Below are 16,662 nucleotides of genomic sequence, written 5' to 3' on the forward strand. Positions count from 1 at the left end.
GCCGAGGACCGCCGATGCGCGCCGAGAAGCACCGAGAAGCACAGACAAGCACCGAGAAGCACGGACAAGCACCGACGTACGGCAGAGGCCGGGCGCCCCGTTCGAACGGGGCGCCCGGCCTCTGCCGTGAAGCGGCGGGTCCTACGGGGTCAGGGTCTGCCCCAGACGCCCGGCCGCCGGCGTGCCGAGCTGGGTGACGCCGTAGTACACCGACGTCGCCAGGGAGACGCCCGAGGCCGTGGCCGGCAGGTACAGCAGCGTGCCGTTGCCCGCGTCCTCGCCCTCGACGCCGATCAGCAGGTCGGCGCGGCCGCGGCCGGAGAAGTCCGTCAGGGAGACGGACGAGCCCAGCTTGTCCTCCTTCTCCGTGGAGCCGGCGATGCCCGCCGTGTCCTGGGAGTAGGAGAGGGAACCCGTGCCGGTGAGGCCGGTCGAGGCGCCCTTGAAGAGCCAGACGGCTCCCGCGTTGGACTGGTTGGCGCCGCTGCGCGTGATGTCCTCGTTCGGCGCGCCGGTGAGGACGTCCGCGTAGCCGTCGGCGTTGAGGTCGCCCACGGAGACGGACCAGCCCAGCCCGTCGCCGGACTCGGCGGCGCCCGGGACACCCGCGGTGTCCTGGTGGATGGTCGTCAGGCCGGCGGTCGTGAAGCCCGTGGCGGTGCCCGGGACCATCGTGACCTGGCCGCCCGCCTTGGCGCCGGACTCCGCGGTGTACGGCTGGCCGATGACGATGTCGTCGTAGCCGTTGCCGTTCACGTCGCCCGCGGCGATGGAACGGCCGCCCTTCACGGTGAGCGTGGACACCTTCGCCAGGCCGAGGGACTTCGACCCCTTGAACCAGGTGACCCTGCCGACGCCGGACTGGTCACGGTAGTTGAGGGCCACGTCGGCGTAGCCGTCCCGGTTGAAGTCGCCGCTCGCGGCGTCCGCGTACGCGAGGTCGCCGTCCTTGCCCGTGAGGTCGCCGGCCACCTCGTGGCCGTCGCCGAAGCGGGCCGCCCAGTTGCCGCCGGTGCCGGTGGCCGCGGTGAAGACGTCCGCCCTGCCGTCGGCGTTGAAGTCGCCGACCGCGACGGCCGCGCCGAACTTCGCGGAGGCCGGCTCGAAGTCGTCGCCGAGCGCCATCGTGTCGGCGCCGGTGTCGAACTTCGGGCCGTACAGGATCGTCACCGCGCCGCGGTCCTTGTGACCGGTGCTGTCGTCCTCGCCGGGCGCTCCGATCGCGAGGTCGGCGTCGCCGTCACCGTCGATGTCGCCCGAGGCGGTGGCCGCGCCCCACAGGTCGCCCGTCTCGGACGCGCCGGGGACACCCGCGCTGGACTGGGTGAGCCGCACCTTCGCCGCGGCGACCGGGCCGGTCAGGCCGCCGGGCACGACGACCACGTTGCCGGTGTCGCCGGACGCCTTGGGCACGCCCGCGACGACGTCGTTGATGCCGTCACGGTTGAAGTCGGACGTGGGGACCGCGGAGTTCCTCGCGGGGCTGGAGGCGTACCGGCGGATCTCGCTCAGCTTCGAGTACAGGTTCTTGCCGGGGCAGGCGGTGGCGAAGCCGTCGCGGTGGCCGGAGATCGTGTTCAGCGTGGCCTGCTCGCCGGCGTCCCACACCTCCGTGTCGGCGGCGGCGGTCAGCGTGACCTGGCCGCTCGGGTTGCCGCCGTACTGGCCGAGCTTCCACGCGGCGACGCGCGCCACGGACTCCAGGGCCGCCCTGGTCGGCCTGCCGGCCGACTTGGCGGGAGTGGTGGCTGTGGCCTCCGCGCCCTCGAAGTCGCCGAGGACCGCGATGCCCGCCGAGTCGCCGTTGAAGCCGAAGGTGTGGGCGCCGCGCACCGGCAGGTCGACACCGCCGCCGCGGCCCTCGAAGATCCGGCCGCACTTGTCGACCAGGAAGTTGTAGCCGAGGTCGTTCCATTTCTCGGCCTGGACGTGGAACGCCATGATGCCGCGCACCAGCGCGGGGGACTCGGCGCAGCTGTAGTCGTTCGTGCCGACCGTGTGGTGGACGAAGACGGCGCTGACCTTCTCGATGTACTCCGGCGGGTCCTTGACCGTCGACTCGTCGGCGCCCCACTGGGCCCGGGAGATGATCGGCGGCTGCGCCACGGTGGACGGCGGCGGTGAGGGGACCGGGTCCGGGGTCTCGGACGCGGAGGCCGAGGCCGACGCGGGGGCCGACGCGCTCTCCGAGCTGTCCCCGGAGGGCGAGGCGGTGTCCTCGGCGGTGGGCTCGGCGCCGGCGGACCCGGTCGGCGCGACGGACGCCGAGGCCGCGTCGGTGGGCACCGCGGGCGCGGTCGGGTCCTCGGCGGCGAACGCGGCGTTGTCCAGGGCGATGCCCTCGGTCGTGCCGAGCGCCTTGTTCCTCGCCTCGGCGGAGGTCACTCCCGGGTCGACGAGGCTGACCTCCAGCCCCTTCGGCAGCCCGGCGCTCTCGGTGCCGTCCGCGGCCACCACGCGTGCCTCGACACCGTCGCTCGGGCCGACCCACAGCGGGTCGGAGGCGCCGCGCGCCTCCTTGGCGCCCGGCTCGGACCGGTCGACCGGGTGGAGTTCGACGTCCAGGTTCTGCCAGCCGGTCCACTCACCGGTCCCGGTGCTGCGGGTGCGGACCTGGGCCGTGCCGTCCAACTCGGTCCGCGCGCCGGTCCAGGTGACACCGAGGAGCGAGAACGGCCGGGTGTCCGTGCGCTCGACCTCGCGCCGGTCCGCGCCGTCGCTCCGCATCGCGAGTTCCTGCACGCGCACGGGCCGCTTGGTGCGCACGGCGTCGTCGGACGGGTCGGCGGCCGGGTTCGCGACGGCGTACGTCACCGCACCCGCCCCGCCCAGCACGACGGCCCCGATCGTCAGCCACGCTCTCCGTTTCAGACTCAGCGGTCTGTACGCATGCGTCGTCCGGCGACTCAATTACCCCACCCCTAGAAAGGCCTCATAAAAAACCCACCCGTCACGGGGTGGCTCATCAATTCAGCGCTACCGCAGAGCCAAACATCACCCAACTTCGGTGTGGCGTACGTCACTTCGAGGCTCCAGGACGCTCGGGGGAGGGTGATGGTTGCCCGGGTGTCCAGTGGGTTCGCGGTGACCTCCGTCACTCTGGTGGCGAGGCGATTCCGGCGGCACGCCGCCCGCTCGGTCCGGTGGGCCGGCCCCGCGTGGCACGGAGCCGGGTGGGGGATGCCCGTACGAATGGCCGGCACGCACCGGACCGCTGGGTTCCGCGGGGGTGGGCCGTGCGGCTGACGGGCTGTGACATTTCCGTGGCGCCCGACGCTGATGACCGTGGGGGCGCGTGGGCACGGCGATCCGTGGCGCGTGGCGGAAATCCGGTACGAACGCGGTACGAACTCGGTGCCGACGAGGACAGTGTTGGACCAGGGAGGGGAATCCCGCCGCGGGCGGGCGGCCGACGGGGACCTGGGCGCGGCCGTCGCGAAGGCGCAGGAGGGGGACGAGGTCGCCTTCGCCGTGGCGTACCGGATCGTGCAGCCCGCGCTCCTGGCCTACCTGCGGGGGCTGGTCGGGGACGACGCGGAGGACGTGGCGTCGGACGCGTGGCTGGAGATCGCCCGCGACCTGGGACGGTTCCGCGGGGACGGGACGGGCTTCCGCGGCTGGACCGCGACCATCGCGAGGCACCGGGCGCTCGACCACCTCAGGCGTAGACGGGTGCGTCCGCAGGCGTCCGCGCTCGAACGGGACATGCTCGAACTGCCCGGCGCGCACAGCACGCACGACCAGGCACTGGAGTCCCTCTCGACCGAGTACGCCCTCGGGCTCGTCGCGGGCCTGCCGCGCGAGCAGGCGGAGGCCGTACTGCTGCGGGTCGTCCTCGGTCTCGACGGGCCGACCGCGGCCCGGGTGCTGGGCAAGCGGCCCGGCGCGGTGCGCACCGCCGCGCACCGGGGCCTGAAGCGGCTGGCCCGCCGGCTCGGGACCGAGGGTGTGACGGATGAGGGCCCCCGGACGCTGGGGGATGCGGGACGAACGGCGGACGGGGCGGGGCCGGGGGAGGGGGAGGGGATGCGGACATGAGCGGACGACAGGCCGGTGACGGCCGTCCGGACCGCCCCGCCCGGCATCCGGCGGAAGGGGCCGGCGCGTCCGGCTCCCCGGCCGGCGGGGGCGGTTCCCGAGGTCGGGTCGCCCCGACCGGCGCCCCCTCGCGCGGGGCCGTCCTTGACCCGGAGGCCGAGGGCAGGGCGCTCGCGGCGTTCCGGTCGGCGCGGGACGCGGGCGCGCACCGGGCGGCCCGCACCCGGCGGCGGGACGACTGGCGGCCCGCGGGGGAGCGGCGGAGCCGTTGGTCGCTGCGGGCCGCCCTGGTCACGCTCGCCGCGGGCGCGACGCTCGGCGGTGTCGCGTTCGCGTCCATCGGTCCGGGCGGTGCGGCGGCCGGCGACACGCGGGAGCGAGGCGCGGATCGCGACACGCGGCGGCCGTCGAGCAGTGCCCCCGCGCAGGCCGGGCCCACCTCGGTGCCCGCCCCTCTGACGGCCTCCCCCTCCGGCGCCCCGGACGAACGGCGCCCGACGGCCGGGGACACGGCGGCCCACTGCCGCGCGTACTCCTCCGTCGAGGGGCGCGGCAGGGCCCTGGACTCCACGGCCTGGCGGCGTCTCGTGCGGGCCGCGGGCGGGGAGGAGCACGTCGAGGAGTTCTGCGCGGGCCTGCCGGCCGCGGCCGGGGGGAAGCGCGACTCGGGCGGCGGGGCGCCCGGCGAACCGTCGTCGAGCCCGGGCGGGAAACCGGCGAAGGGCGGGAAGGGTGCGAAAGGCGCTAAAGGCGTGAAAGGAATGGAAGGCGCGAAGGGTGCCGGGAGCCCGAAGGGCGCGAAAGGCACTTAGAACGCGCCGGACTTGCCAGGCGCGCGGGGCGGAACGGCCGGCGGCACAGGCCGTGCCGCGGCACCGGGCGGGCCGATGGCAACGGCCGGGGCCGCCACCCCCCACAGGAGAGGCCCCGGCCGTCGCGCGGCACGGGCCGCGCGGCGGCCCGTACTCTCTTCAGCGTCGGGGGTGCGTTTTGTGTCACACCCCACGCCGAATCGAGTTGGTTGCACGTTGTACAGACATGGACGGGCCCCGGTTTCAAGCCGTAACGTGCATTTCGCGCCGGATGCGGGGCAGGACCGCCACCATCAGGTGAGGACCACGACGGCGGGGACCCGGTCCGCGAGAGCGGCGCCGGCTTGGGCGCAAAAGGGGCGCGGTGCTGGGGGACGACGCGGAGCTGACCACCGCGGTGCTTGCGGCACAGGACGGAAACGAGACCGCGTTCCGGACTGTGTACCGAGCCGTGCATCCACGGCTCCTGGGATACGTGAGGACGCTGGTCGGCGACCCGGACGCCGAGGACGTCACGTCCGAGGCCTGGCTGCAGATAGCCCGCGACCTCGAACGGTTCAGCGGTGACGCCGACCGGTTCCGCGGCTGGGCCGCCCGGATAGCCCGCAACCGCGCGCTCGACCACATGCGCATGCGCGGCCGCCGTCCCTCGATAGGCGGCGACGAGACCGAACTGACCGGCCGGGCCGCCGAGTCCGACACCGCCGGCGAGGCCATCGAGGCACTGGCCACCGGCCGCACCCTCTCGCTCATAGCCCAGCTCCCGCAGGACCAGGCCGAGGCCGTCGTGCTGCGGGTCGTCGTCGGCCTCGACGCCAAGACCGCGGCCGAGACCCTGGGCAAGCGGCCGGGGGCCGTCCGCACCGCCGCGCACCGGGGTCTGAAACGGCTCGCGGAGCTGCTCGGCGCCGATCCGGAATCCGTCGGCTCGCTCAGTTCCGTACCCCCGCAGAGACCCCCGCACAGAGAGCCGCGTACCCGCGCGGTGACGTCCGCCGGTGTGACGCATACGCGTTCGCGGACGCAGAAGGACATGTGATGGCCGACGAGCAGTACAGGTGGCTGGACCGCGACACCGCGGAGCGACTGCTGCGAGGAGAGCCGCTCGACGGTGTCGGCAACGACTTCCGGGACCAGGCCGACCGGCTCGCCGAAGCACTCGGCGCCCTGGGTGCGCAGAGCACCGGACGGACCGCCGCGGGAGCCGAACTTCCGGGTGAGGAAGCCGCGTTGGCCGCGTTCCGGGTCGCGCGCACGGGCCCCGGCGGTGAGCCCGCCGCCCGAGCCGCACGACCGGTCCCGCGCTCGGCGGCCGTCTCGGCCGCCGTCTCCTCCGACGCCGGGCTCGTCCGCCTCGGCCGCTCGCCGGGACACCGCCGCCCGCCGTCCCGTCCGCGACGCCCCGTGCGCTACGGACTCGCCGCCGCCCTGGCCGCCGGGATGCTCGGCGGCGGGGCGATGGCCGCCGTCTCCGGCGAACTGCCGTTCGGCGGGGGCGATCCGGAACCCACGGTCTCCGTGACGGCCGCCGTCACACCTGAGCGCCCCCTCGTGTCGCCGTCACCCGACGAGACGCCCGACGGAGGCGCGGGGACCCCGCGCTCCGAGGGCGGCGCGAGCACCCCGGACGACGGGAGCCGGGACCGGCGCGACGAGGCCGGGGACCGCCAGGACGAGGACACGCCGGACGGGTCGGACGGCGACAACCGCGAGGACCGGTTCGGGCGCCTGTGGGCGGGGGCCCGTTCGGCCTGCCGCGACTACCGCGAGGGCAAGCTCCTCGACTTCGACCGCAGGCGCAGCCTGGAGGACGCGGCGAGGGGCGCCGAGCGCGTGCGGAAGTACTGCCGGGTCCTGCTGGAGGGGCGCGACGGCCGGGACGGCCGGGACGGCCGCGACGGCCACGACTCCACCGACGACTGGGACGGCCGGGGTTCGGACGGCGACGGCTCGGACGGCGACGGCGGTCACGTACGCCCGCGGCTGTTCCGGGGCGACGCCGGCCCCACGGTCTCCGCGCCGGCCCGGCCTCCCGCGACCCGGGCCCCCGACCCGGCCCCCGACGCCGGAGCGCTGCCGGCGGACCCCCTGTCGCCCGCGTACTCCTGAGTACTCCTGCGAGCACTTCTCGGGCGCGGCGGCGTACTCACGAGTACGTCCTCCCGCGGTCCCCGGCGGCCGGTGTGACATTTTCAGCCGCCCCGACGCAGTAGTAAGCGAGCCGACTGGTCATCGGCTGTCGCACGAGCCGGGGTTCCCCCCGTACCCACGGCTCTGTGCACAGAGGCGCGGGGGGGACACGTTCCCCCGGTCCCGCCCGCGCCCGCACAACCTTCCCGCCTCCCGCGTCACCAGTACACGACGACCTTGTCGCCGTTCCTCACCTGCGCGAACAGTGCGGCGATCCGGCCCTCGTCCCGTACGTTCACGCAGCCGTGCGAGGCCCCGTAGTAGCCCGTCGCCGCGAAGTTCGCGGAGTAGTGGACCGCCTGGCCGCCGCTGAAGAACATGGCGTACGGCATGGGCGAGTCGTAGAGCGTCGACACGTGGTGGCGCGACTTGAAGTAGACGTTGAAGACACCTTCCCGGGTGGGCGTGTACTGCGAGCCGAAGCGCACGGCCATCGTCGAGACGGTGCGGCCGTCGACCATCCAGCGCAGGGTGCGGCTGGTCTTGCTGATGCACAGCACCCGGCCCCTCATGCAGCGCGGGTCCGGCTTCGCGGCCGGCTGGCCGCCCGACGCGTACAGCTCCCACTTGCCCGGTTCGTGGGTCATCGCCAGCAGCCGCCGCCAGGTGACCGCGTCGGTGCTGCCGGTCCTCGGCAGGCCCCGCTTGCCCTGGAAGCCCCTGACCGCGGCGGCCGTCGTGACGTCGTACGTCCCGGTCGGGCCCTGGTAGAGCCACTGCACCTGGCGCAGCCGGGCCTGGAGTTCGCGCACCTCCCCGCCCCGGTCGCCCGGTGACCAGAGGACCTCGGGCGCCCGCGTGGGCGTGGGCGCGGGTGCCGCGGACGACCGGGTGGGGGACGGCCGGGCGGGTCTGCCGTCGTCGGGCGAGGGGTCCGGCGACGCGGGCGTGCCGGCGCGCGGCCGTCCCGTCTCCGGGTCGACCGTCTGGATCGTGCAGGCACCCGCCGCCGTGAGCGCCACCACCGCGGCCACCGCCGCCACTGAACTCCGCATGACTGGTGTACGCACCAGAACACCCCCGCCACTCACCGGTCCCGGCCGTCGCCGCACGGTCGACGTACCGTCGTGCCACCAGACATGGTGCCCGCGGGTGCCCGGTCGCGAACTACGCGGCATTGTTGTGAGCGGGGTCTCCCCCCGCCTGTGAGGAAACTCCCGGGCGGGGCCGCTCCACCGCCCGCGCGGGCGCCACTACAGTCCGTGAGAGGGCCGGTAACCACTGGCGAGCAGCACTGCACCGGGAGGCAGCACACCATGGCGCGCGAGTCGGAGTCCGGACTGCCCATCGACCCGGTCTACGGTCCTGCGGCCCTGGAGGGCTGGGACCCCGGGGAGCGCCTCGGGGAGCCGGGGGAGTACCCGTTCACCCGCGGTGTCTACCCGTCGATGTACACCGGCCGGCCCTGGACGATGCGCCAGTACGCGGGCTTCGGGACGGCCGTGGAGTCGAACGCCCGCTACAAGCAGCTCATCGCGAACGGCACGATGGGCCTGTCGGTCGCCTTCGACCTGCCCACCCAGATGGGCCACGACTCGGACGCGCCGATCGCGCACGGCGAGGTCGGCAAGGTCGGGGTGGCCGTCGACTCGGTGGACGACATGCGCGTCCTGTTCGACGGCATCCCGCTGGACAAGGTCTCCACGTCGATGACGATCAACGCCCCGGCGGCCCTCCTGCTGCTGATGTACCAGCTCGTCGGCGAGGAACAGGGCGTCCCCGCGGACCGGCTGACGGGCACGATCCAGAACGACGTGCTCAAGGAGTACATCGCGCGCGGCACGTACATCTTCCCGCCGAAGCCGTCGCTGCGGCTGATCGCGGACATCTTCAAGTACTGCCGGGCCGAGATCCCGAAGTGGAACACGATCTCGATCTCGGGCTACCACATGGCGGAGGCGGGGGCCTCGCCCGCGCAGGAGATCGCCTTCACGCTGGCCGACGGCATCGAGTACGTGCGCACGGCGGTCGCGGCGGGCATGGACGTCGACGACTTCGCGCCGCGCCTGTCCTTCTTCTTCGTCTCCCGCACGACGATCCTGGAGGAAGTGGCCAAGTTCCGCGCCGCGCGCCGGATCTGGGCCAGGGTGATGCGCGAGGAGTTCGGCGCGGAGAACCCGAAGTCGCTGATGCTGCGCTTCCACACGCAGACGGCCGGCGTGCAGCTGACGGCCCAGCAGCCGGAGGTGAACCTGGTCCGCGTCGCGGTGCAGGGGCTCGCGGCGGTGCTGGGCGGCACCCAGTCGCTGCACACGAACTCCTTCGACGAGGCCATCGCCCTGCCCACCGACAAGAGCGCCCGGCTCGCCCTGCGCACCCAGCAGGTGCTGGCCCACGAGACGGACGTGACGGCGACGGTCGACCCGTTCGCGGGCTCGTACGTCATCGAGAGCATGACCGACGAGGTCGAGGCCGCCGCCGTCGCCCTGATGCAGCGGGTCGAGGACCTGGGCGGGGCGGTGAGCGCGATCGAGCAGGGCTTCCAGAAGGGCGAGATCGAGCGCTCGGCGTACCGGATCGCGCAGGAGACCGACTCCGGCGAACGCGTCGTGGTCGGTGTGAACCGCTTCCAGCTCGACGCGGAGGAGCCGTACGAGCCGCTGCGCGTCGACCCCGCCATCGAGGCCCAGCAGGCCGAACGGCTCGCCGCGCTGCGGGCCGGACGCGACCAGCCCGCGGTGGACGCGGCGCTGGCCGCGCTGAAGAAGGCGGCCGAGGGCGAGGACAACGTCCTCCACCCGATGAAGGACGCCCTGCGTGCCCGGGCGACCGTGGGCGAGGTCTGCAACGCCCTGCGCGAGGTCTGGGGGACGTACGTGCCCAGCGACGCGTTCTGAGCCCGGCCCGTCCGGGTCCGGCTCGGCACGCGGGTCGCGCCGTCCGGTTCCGCCCGTGCGGGCCGGGGTCGCCGTGCGGGTCCTGCCGTCCGGTTCCGGCGTCCCGGCCCGTCGCGGGCGGGCGGCCGGGCCCCGCGTCTCGCACCGCGAAACCCCGAGGTGAGGTGTCGTGGCCGCGTGCGACACTCGGTCCATGCTTGGCGTAACCGACCCCCCACCTACCTCGCGGGACTTGTGCTGATCGTCCTGCTCCCCGGACCCAACTCCCTCTACGTGCTCTCCGTAGCGGCACGGCGGGGCGTGCGGACCGGATACCGGGCCGCCGCGGGCGTCTGGTGCGGGGACACCGTGCTGATGACACTCTCCGCGGCCGGCGTCGCCTCGCTGCTCCAGGCCAACGAACTGCTGTTCTCGATCGTCAAGTACGCGGGCGCCGGATACCTGACCTGGCTGGCCGTCGGGATGCTGCGGGCCGCGTGGAGCATGTGGCGCACCCGGCGGGAGCGGGTCGCCGAGGACACCGGGGCGGTCCCGGCCGGCGACGAGAGGCCCTTCCGCCGGGCCCTGGTCATCAGCCTGTTCAACCCGAAGGCCATCCTGTTCTTCGTCGCCTTCTTCGTGCAGTTCGTGGACCCGGGGTACGCCTACCCGGCGCTCTCCTTCGTCGTCCTCGGCGCGTTCGCCCAGCTCGCCAGCTTCCTCTACCTCAGCGCGCTGATCTTCAGCGGGACCCGGCTGGCGGCGGCGTTCCGGCAGCGCAGGCGGCTGTCGGCGGGCGCGACCTCCGCCGCCGGCGCCCTCTTCCTCGGCTTCGCGGTGAAGCTCTCCCTGGCGGGCTCCGCCTAGGCGGACAGCCCGGGCGCGGCGCCCACGGCCGCCGCGTAGGGCGTGAGCCCCTCGGCCGTCGCCCCCGCCCAGCCGACGTGGCCGTCCGGGCGCACCAGGAACACCCCCGTGCCGTACGCCTCGTAGGCCGGGATGCGCACCGGGCGGACGCCCGGCAGTTCGGGCAGCGGGGTGTCCGTACCGACGGCGAGCAGCGTCCAGTGCGGGCCCCGGAACGCGTCGAAGAGGCGGACGCCGCCGCGGCTGCCGTCGGGCGCGCGGTCCCCCGCGCGCAGTGCCTCCTCCGGCAGGCCGGCGCGGGTCTCGGCGGAGAGCGGCGAGTCCCGGTAACCGAGGCCGAGCTGCTGGGTGGCCGCGCCGCGCCGGACCTCGCCGCGGTGGACGCCGGTGGAGAGGCCGAGCATCCGCGCGGCGACCGGCCGCCGCTCCGCCTCGTACGAGTCGAGGAGTGAGGCGTCCGCCCCGCCGCGCAGGACCGCTCCGAGCTTCCAGCCGAGGTTGTACGCGTCCTGGACGCTGGTGTTGAGGCCCTGGCCGCCCGCCGGGGAGTGGATGTGCGCCGCGTCGCCCGCGAGGAACACGCGGCCCTCCCGGAACCGGTCCGCCAGCGCGGCCCGCGGCCGGAAGTCGGAGGCCCAGCGGACCTCGCGCACGTCGTCGGGCGACAGGTGGGTACGGGCGGCGACGAGCTTGCGGACACCCTCCGGGGAGAGGTCGGGGACGGCTTCCGGATCCGGGAAGCCGGCCACGAGCTGGAAGTCCTCGGTGTGCGGCAGGGGGCAGATGGCCAGGAAGCCCTGTCCGTCCGAGGGCGGGAACACATGCCAGTTGTCGCGGTCGAGCCCGCCGATCCGCACGTCGGCGACCAGCGTCGGACCCGGGTCCACGGTCTCCCCGGTCATCCCGACGCCGAGCGCGCGCCGCACGGCCGAGCGGCCTCCGTCGGCCGCGACGGCGTACCGCGCCCGGACCGGGGGGCCCGAGGCGAAGGACGCGGTCACCCCGTCGGAGTCCTGGGAGAGGCCCACCAGTTCACGTCCGAACGAGACGCTTTCGCCGAGCTCCGCCAGCCGGGCGAGCAGGATCTCCTGGGTCCGCCACTGCGGGACCATCCACGGACCGCCCGCGTAGGGCGCGGCCTCCGTGGCGTCCGTCTCGTCGAACATCCGGTGCTCGCCCTGCCGTTCACCGTCCTGCCAGACCATGCCGACGGGATAGGGGCCGCCCGCCGCCCGGACCGCGTCCAGCACGCCCAGGTCGTCCATGACCTCCAGGGTCCGGGGCTGGATGCCCTTGCCCCGCGAGCCCGGGAAGAGCGCGTCGGAGCGCTCGACGACGAGGGCGCGTACACCGCGGCGGGCCAGATCGAGGGCCGCGGTGAGCCCGGTGGGCCCGGCGCCGACCACCAGCACGTCCACGGACATGTCCTTAACGCTGTTAAGTTCCATGTCGCGAGAATCTCCTTAACGTCGTTAAGTTGTCAAGGGGGAAACGCCGGATAGGGTGCGGACGTGGCTGTGGGGAAGATCGACCGGACGCTGGTGGCCGACACCGCGCTGCGTCTGCTGAACGACGTCGGCCTGGACGGCCTCAGCCTGCGTGCCATCGCCAAGGAGCTGGACGTCAAGGCGCCCGCCCTGTACTGGCACTTCAAGGACAAGCAGGCGCTGCTCGACGAGATGGCGACGCGGATGTACCTGCGGATGGTCGCCGGCACCCCGCTGCCGCCCGGCACCGGCTGGCGGGAGCGCGTGCTGATCTCCAACCGCGGACTGCGCTCCGCCCTGCTGGGCTACCGCGACGGCGCCAAGGTGTTCAGCGGCTCCCGCTTCACCGGCGTCGAGCACGCCGTGCAGATGGAGGAGAACCTGCGCGTCTTCGTGGACGCGGGGTTCACCCTCAGTCAGGCGGTGCGTGCCATGACGACCGCCTACCTGTACACGCTGGGCTTCGTCACGGAGGAGCAGGGCGTACGGCCCATGCCGGGGGAGCGCCGCGAGGGCTTCGACGTCGGCGAGCGCGCCGAACGGCTCGCCGGGTACCCGCTGACGGCGGCCGCGGGTCCGGCGATCTTCGAGGAGTACGACGAGCAGTTCGAGGAAGGACTGCAGATGCTGCTGGCCGGAATCGAGGCGCGCTATGGAATCACCTGACCCGACGGCCGCCGCCCGGCCGGCCGGGACGGACCCCGCGGCGACCGTCCGGCCGGTGACGGACCCGACGGCCGCCGACGGCGCCGTGCCGGTCCCGGAGGCGGGCGGCCCGGCCGGGCCGCGGCCGCTCGACTTCGTCGACGACCCCGCGGTCCGCGCCGAACTCGCCCGCCGGATGGCGGAACTGGCCGAACTCCTCGACGAGGCGGGCGAGGCGCTGGGCGGGATCCTTCAGGACGTCCGGCGCGGCTTCGACAGCGCCGCCCGCAGCCGCGGTGCCGACGGGCCCTCGACGTAGCGGTTCAGCAGCCACGCCAGCAGCAGCATCGTCGCGACGGTCAGCAGCAGCGTCGCGTACGACGGCAGCCCCAGCCCCCGGTGGTACGCCGCGATGGCGACCCAGCCCAGATGCTCGTGGAGCAGGTAGAAGGGGTACGTCAGGGCCCCCGCGACCGTCAGCCAGCGCCAGTCGACCCTGTTCAGCGCGCCCAGGGCGATCGCGGCGACCGCGAGGAACCCCAGGGTGACGACGAGGACGATCCCGACCGAGCTGCGGTACGAGAAGTGCGCGGGGTCCTGCGCATGCCACAGCCCCTCGACCGCGCGGTTCTGCCCGATCAGCCAGCTCACCCCCACGATGCCCCAGGCGAACGCGTCCCGTGGGTCGCGGTGCACGAGGTAGAGGCCGATGCCGCCGATGAAGAACGGCGCGTGGTCGGGCATCAGGACGAGGTCGAGCAGGGGCTCCTTCGCCGCCACGGCGATCGCCGCGGCCAGTGTCCAGGACGCGCAGAACAGGATGACGCGGCGGCGGGTGGCACCCGGCAGGACGACACACAGTGCGAACAGCGCGTAGAAGCGGATCTCCGCCCACAGGGTCCAGCAGACCCCGAGCACCCGGTCGGCGCCCAGCGGCTCCTGCATGAGCGTCAGGTTGACCAGCGCGTCGCTCGGCGAGACCGCGTGGTACGCGACGGCGGGCAGCGCGAAGACCGCCGTGACGAGGACGACCGCCGCCCAGTACGACGGCAGCAGGCGTGAGGCCCGCGACGCGAAGAACGAGCGCGGTCTGCGCCCCCAGCCGCTCAGGCAGATCACGAAGCCGCTGATCACGAAGAACACCTGGACGCCCAGGCAGCCGTAGGCGAGCCACGGGTGCAGGGTGGGGAACTGCGACTGCGGCGAGGTGCCCCAGGCCAGCGAGACCTCGCCGTCCCGGCCGCCGTAGTGGTAACCGGCGACCATCAGGGCGGCCACCAGCCGCAGGGCGTCCAGCGCGCGCAGCCGCGGTACGTGGCTGCGCCCGGCCGCCGGGGGAGCGGCGTCGCCCGGCGGGACGGCGGCGGCGCGGGGGCCCGCCTCCGGCGGGAGGGCCGGGGCGGTGGAGGACTTCGGCGGGCTCATCCCAGCGCGGCCTTCTTGAAGGACCGGGCCCGGCGGGCCACCCGGCGGACCGTGGCGTTGCGCGGGATGAACGCGAGCTGCGAGGGCACCGCGCCCGGCAGCGCGAGCGAGGTGAGGCGCCGCCGTTTGAAGTAGCGCCAGGTGCTTCCGTCCAGGTGCCGGGTCAGATAGCGCTCGGCCTCCGGCCGCAGCTCCGGGTAGATCCTGGGCTGCATGGCGTAGCCCACGGCCCGTACCAGCTCGGTGAGTTCGTCCGTGCCCGTCCCCCGGTCCTGCCCGGCGACCGCCGCGTGGTCGGACAGCTCGGGGAGCAGGGCGTCCACGACGGTGACCGGGACGCGGTTGCTGTTCTCGTAGGGCGTGAGGCGTTCGAGGAGCGGCTCGGTGCCGACGCGGGCGACCGGCAGGCCGTACAGCGCCGAGGCGGTGATCAGCGCCGTGGAGAAGCAGCCGACGACCAGGGCGGGCCGCATCCGCTGGAAGAGCACCTCGGCGAGGACCGGTGTGTCCAGCACCGTGAGGTCGGCGCCGATCCTGCCCGCCTCCTTCTCCAGGGCGCGCGACCAGCGGGCCGGCGCGCTGGGGTGCGGCTTGAACACCACGCGGTGGTGGCCGAGCGCGACGGCGCCCTTGAGCATGCGGACGTGCAGGTCCTCCTCCTCCTCGGCGGTGACGATGCCGAGCGCGGAGAGGTACTGGCCGAGCAGCAGCGCCGGGGCCTCGACGGCGGGCAGGCCGTCGCCCGTGTCCACCAGGGCGGCGAGCACCTCGCGGAACGCGTCCGTCGGCACGATCTCCGGCTCCACGCCGAACTCGGTGAGCAGCAGGGGCGTCAGCCCCGGCACCAGGTCGAGGTGGAGGAGCCGGTCGACTCGGGTGCCGACCAGCGGGTCGATCTTGCTGCGGGTGGGCCCGTAGCTCATCAGGCCGTCCGCGTAGACGGTCAGGGGCGCGCCCGTGAAGATCTGCGCGACGCCGAGGGCCGGGTTGACCTGGATCGACTCGACGACCAGCTCCACGTCGTCGTCGCCGAGGTCCCAGGCGAGCCGCAGATGCCGCTCCCACAGCGGCACGTCGTCCGGCCGGGGGGCCCAACCGCCCGGGTGGAAGGGCGAGATGGTCTCGTTCCAGGAGATCACGTCGTCGAACCGGCCGCGCAGCCGCTCGAAGCCGGGCATCTCGTCGATGCCGGGTGTCGTCTCCGGCGTCGTCGAGTTGTTGGAGACGAGCAGGACGCGCCGGCCGGCGGGCCCGAAGCAGCCGGAGTCGACGGCCGCGGCCAGTGTCGCCGTGCCGTACAGCGTCGACGCCATGAAGATCTGGGTGGTCACGCGGTCACCCCCGCGGCGGCCGGACGGCGGCGCAGCCGGCGCAGCCGCGTCGCCCGCTGCACGTCCATGGAGTCGAGCGCGTCGTCGAGGACGTCCTGCGGCATGCTCCGCAGTGCCACGGCACTCATCGACTTCAATTTCCGGGCCACGGGTGCCTCGAACCTTTCGATGGATCCCAGATGATGGGAAATAATCGCGCAGTAGGTCCGCACGGCTTTCGGGAGGAGTTTGTGGGCGTCCCGGTCCTCCGCGGTTTCCCTCACCACCTGGTCGAACGCGCGAATGAAATCAAGTTGCCGCACATCGCCGATCTGGGTCAGTGAGGACGCGACCCCGCGCCGGTAGAACACACCGAGCAGTCCCACGGTGGCGAACGATTCCGCCTCGCGGTGCAGTCTCCAGATCCACGGCCGGTCCTCCGCGGTGCGCAGTCCGTCGGTGAAGTGCAGCAGGCCGCGGTCGACCAGCCGGCGGTGGTAGATGCCCGCCCAGGCGTAGGCGTAGTCGACCGAGGTCGAGCGGTCGGCGGGCAGGATCGCGTCGCGCGGATTCAGCACGACACCCCTCCTGCCGTGCGGCACCCGGTGCAGGACACGGGCCCGCGCGGTGCACTGGACATGGTCGGTACGGACGAAGTCGCAGCCCAGCCCCTCTATCGCGGCGAGCAGTTGCTCGTAGTACCCGGGGGCGAGCCAGTCGTCCCCGTCCAGGAACGTGAGGTACTCGCCGCGTGCCGCGTCGATGCCCGTGTTGCGCGCGGTGGCCAGTCCCCCGTTCCTCTCGTGTCTGACATGCACCGCGCCCGGGAGCTCGCGCTCGGCGCGCGCGAGGATGTCCGGTGTCTCGTCGCGGGAGCAGTCGTCGACCAGAATGAATTCGACGTCCGGGCCCGCGTTCGCACGGAGACTCCTCAGGGTGTCGGGCGCGTATTGCTGCACGTTGTAGAACGGCACGATGACGGAGAGCTTGACCACCCACGTGACGTTAGGCGGCGGCCCGTCATTCGTCTTGACCGCCGGTGGGATTGCAGGTGAACGACGCGTGGCGGAAT

At 73.6% G+C, this 16,662-nt stretch carries 12 protein-coding genes and 1 pseudogene; 7 read left to right on the forward strand and 6 right to left on the reverse strand.

What is annotated here, in order from left to right; genetic code table 11:
* Positions 1-141: 141 nt before the first annotated feature.
* Entirely contained in the window at positions 142-2,814 is a 2,673-nt protein-coding gene (locus IE265_RS00765) for an FG-GAP-like repeat-containing protein (RefSeq protein ID WP_308434761.1), read from the reverse strand.
* Positions 2,815-3,372: 558 nt separating this feature from the next.
* On the opposite strand from IE265_RS00765, the gene IE265_RS00770 reads away from it, so the two are divergent.
* From IE265_RS00770 to IE265_RS00780, 3 genes are all read left to right on the forward strand, one after another.
* Positions 3,373-4,038 (forward strand): RNA polymerase sigma factor, encoded by a 666-nt coding sequence (locus IE265_RS00770; RefSeq protein ID WP_190033285.1) that lies wholly within the window; start codon positions 3,373-3,375, stop codon positions 4,036-4,038.
* Between the two features lie 1,176 nt (positions 4,039-5,214).
* Positions 5,215-5,889: an RNA polymerase sigma factor gene (locus tag IE265_RS00775; protein ID WP_190033286.1), complete on the forward strand. Its 675-nt coding sequence runs from the start codon at positions 5,215-5,217 to the stop codon at positions 5,887-5,889.
* Positions 5,889-6,959, forward strand: a complete 1,071-nt coding sequence (locus tag IE265_RS00780) for a hypothetical protein (protein WP_190033287.1) — start codon at positions 5,889-5,891, stop codon at positions 6,957-6,959. The genes IE265_RS00775 and IE265_RS00780 overlap by 1 nt, the downstream gene beginning before the upstream one ends.
* A gap of 239 nt (positions 6,960-7,198) precedes the next feature.
* Here IE265_RS00780 and IE265_RS00785 read toward each other — a convergent pair whose 3' ends face one another.
* Complete coding sequence (locus IE265_RS00785) at positions 7,199-8,035, reverse strand: L,D-transpeptidase family protein (protein WP_190033729.1); 837 nt, start codon at positions 8,033-8,035, stop codon at positions 7,199-7,201.
* A 261-nt stretch (positions 8,036-8,296) separates the two neighbouring features.
* Here IE265_RS00785 and IE265_RS00790 point away from each other — a divergent pair, with 261 nt between their 5' ends.
* Positions 8,297-9,877, forward strand: a complete 1,581-nt coding sequence (locus IE265_RS00790) for an acyl-CoA mutase large subunit family protein (RefSeq protein WP_190033288.1) — start codon at positions 8,297-8,299, stop codon at positions 9,875-9,877.
* A gap of 193 nt (positions 9,878-10,070) precedes the next feature.
* Positions 10,071-10,723: pseudogene (gene leuE / locus IE265_RS00795) on the forward strand (leucine efflux protein LeuE).
* Here the strand turns inward: leuE and IE265_RS00800 are convergent.
* Positions 10,720-12,147: an FAD-dependent oxidoreductase gene (locus IE265_RS00800; RefSeq protein ID WP_190033730.1), complete on the reverse strand. Its 1,428-nt coding sequence runs from the start codon at positions 12,145-12,147 to the stop codon at positions 10,720-10,722. The pseudogene leuE and the gene IE265_RS00800 overlap by 4 nt on opposite strands.
* A gap of 87 nt (positions 12,148-12,234) precedes the next feature.
* On the opposite strand from IE265_RS00800, the gene IE265_RS00805 reads away from it, so the two are divergent.
* The gene (locus IE265_RS00805) at positions 12,235-12,876 is read left to right on the forward strand and encodes a TetR/AcrR family transcriptional regulator (protein WP_190033289.1); all 642 of its coding nucleotides are present in this window, start codon (positions 12,235-12,237) and stop codon (positions 12,874-12,876) included.
* A 55-nt stretch (positions 12,877-12,931) separates the two neighbouring features.
* A complete protein-coding gene (locus IE265_RS00810) occupies positions 12,932-13,174 on the forward strand; it encodes a hypothetical protein (protein WP_190033290.1) in 243 nt (80 codons plus the stop codon).
* Here IE265_RS00810 and IE265_RS00815 read toward each other — a convergent pair.
* The 3 genes from IE265_RS00815 to IE265_RS00825 are packed head-to-tail and all read right to left on the reverse strand — an operon-like array spanning position 13,108 to position 16,585.
* Positions 13,108-14,280: an acyltransferase family protein gene (locus IE265_RS00815; RefSeq protein WP_190033291.1), complete on the reverse strand. Its 1,173-nt coding sequence runs from the start codon at positions 14,278-14,280 to the stop codon at positions 13,108-13,110. The genes IE265_RS00810 and IE265_RS00815 overlap by 67 nt on opposite strands.
* The gene (locus tag IE265_RS00820) at positions 14,277-15,611 is read right to left on the reverse strand and encodes a polysialyltransferase family glycosyltransferase (RefSeq protein WP_190033292.1); all 1,335 of its coding nucleotides are present in this window, start codon (positions 15,609-15,611) and stop codon (positions 14,277-14,279) included. Before IE265_RS00820 ends, IE265_RS00815 begins: the two co-directional genes overlap by 4 nt.
* The gene (locus IE265_RS00825) at positions 15,608-16,585 is read right to left on the reverse strand and encodes a glycosyltransferase family 2 protein (RefSeq protein ID WP_190033293.1); all 978 of its coding nucleotides are present in this window, start codon (positions 16,583-16,585) and stop codon (positions 15,608-15,610) included. The genes IE265_RS00820 and IE265_RS00825 overlap by 4 nt, the downstream gene beginning before the upstream one ends.
* Positions 16,586-16,662 lie beyond the last annotated feature (77 nt).

Source organism: Streptomyces fructofermentans, assembly GCF_014651055.1.
GTDB classification, from domain to species: domain Bacteria; phylum Actinomycetota; class Actinomycetes; order Streptomycetales; family Streptomycetaceae; genus Streptomyces; species Streptomyces fructofermentans.

Excerpts from the sequence above, each read along its gene's own strand:
- IE265_RS00780 (WP_190033287.1), top strand. The coding sequence starts at position 5,889 with ATGGCCGACGAGCAGTACAGGTGGCTGGACCGCGACACCGCGGAGCGA.
- IE265_RS00785 (WP_190033729.1), bottom strand. The coding sequence starts at position 8,035 with ATGCGGAGTTCAGTGGCGGCGGTGGCCGCGGTGGTGGCGCTCACGGCG.
- IE265_RS00815 (WP_190033291.1), bottom strand. The coding sequence starts at position 14,280 with ATGAGCCCGCCGAAGTCCTCCACCGCCCCGGCCCTCCCGCCGGAGGCG.
- IE265_RS00790 (WP_190033288.1), top strand. The coding sequence starts at position 8,297 with ATGGCGCGCGAGTCGGAGTCCGGACTGCCCATCGACCCGGTCTACGGT.
- IE265_RS00800 (WP_190033730.1), bottom strand. The coding sequence starts at position 12,147 with ATGTCCGTGGACGTGCTGGTGGTCGGCGCCGGGCCCACCGGGCTCACC.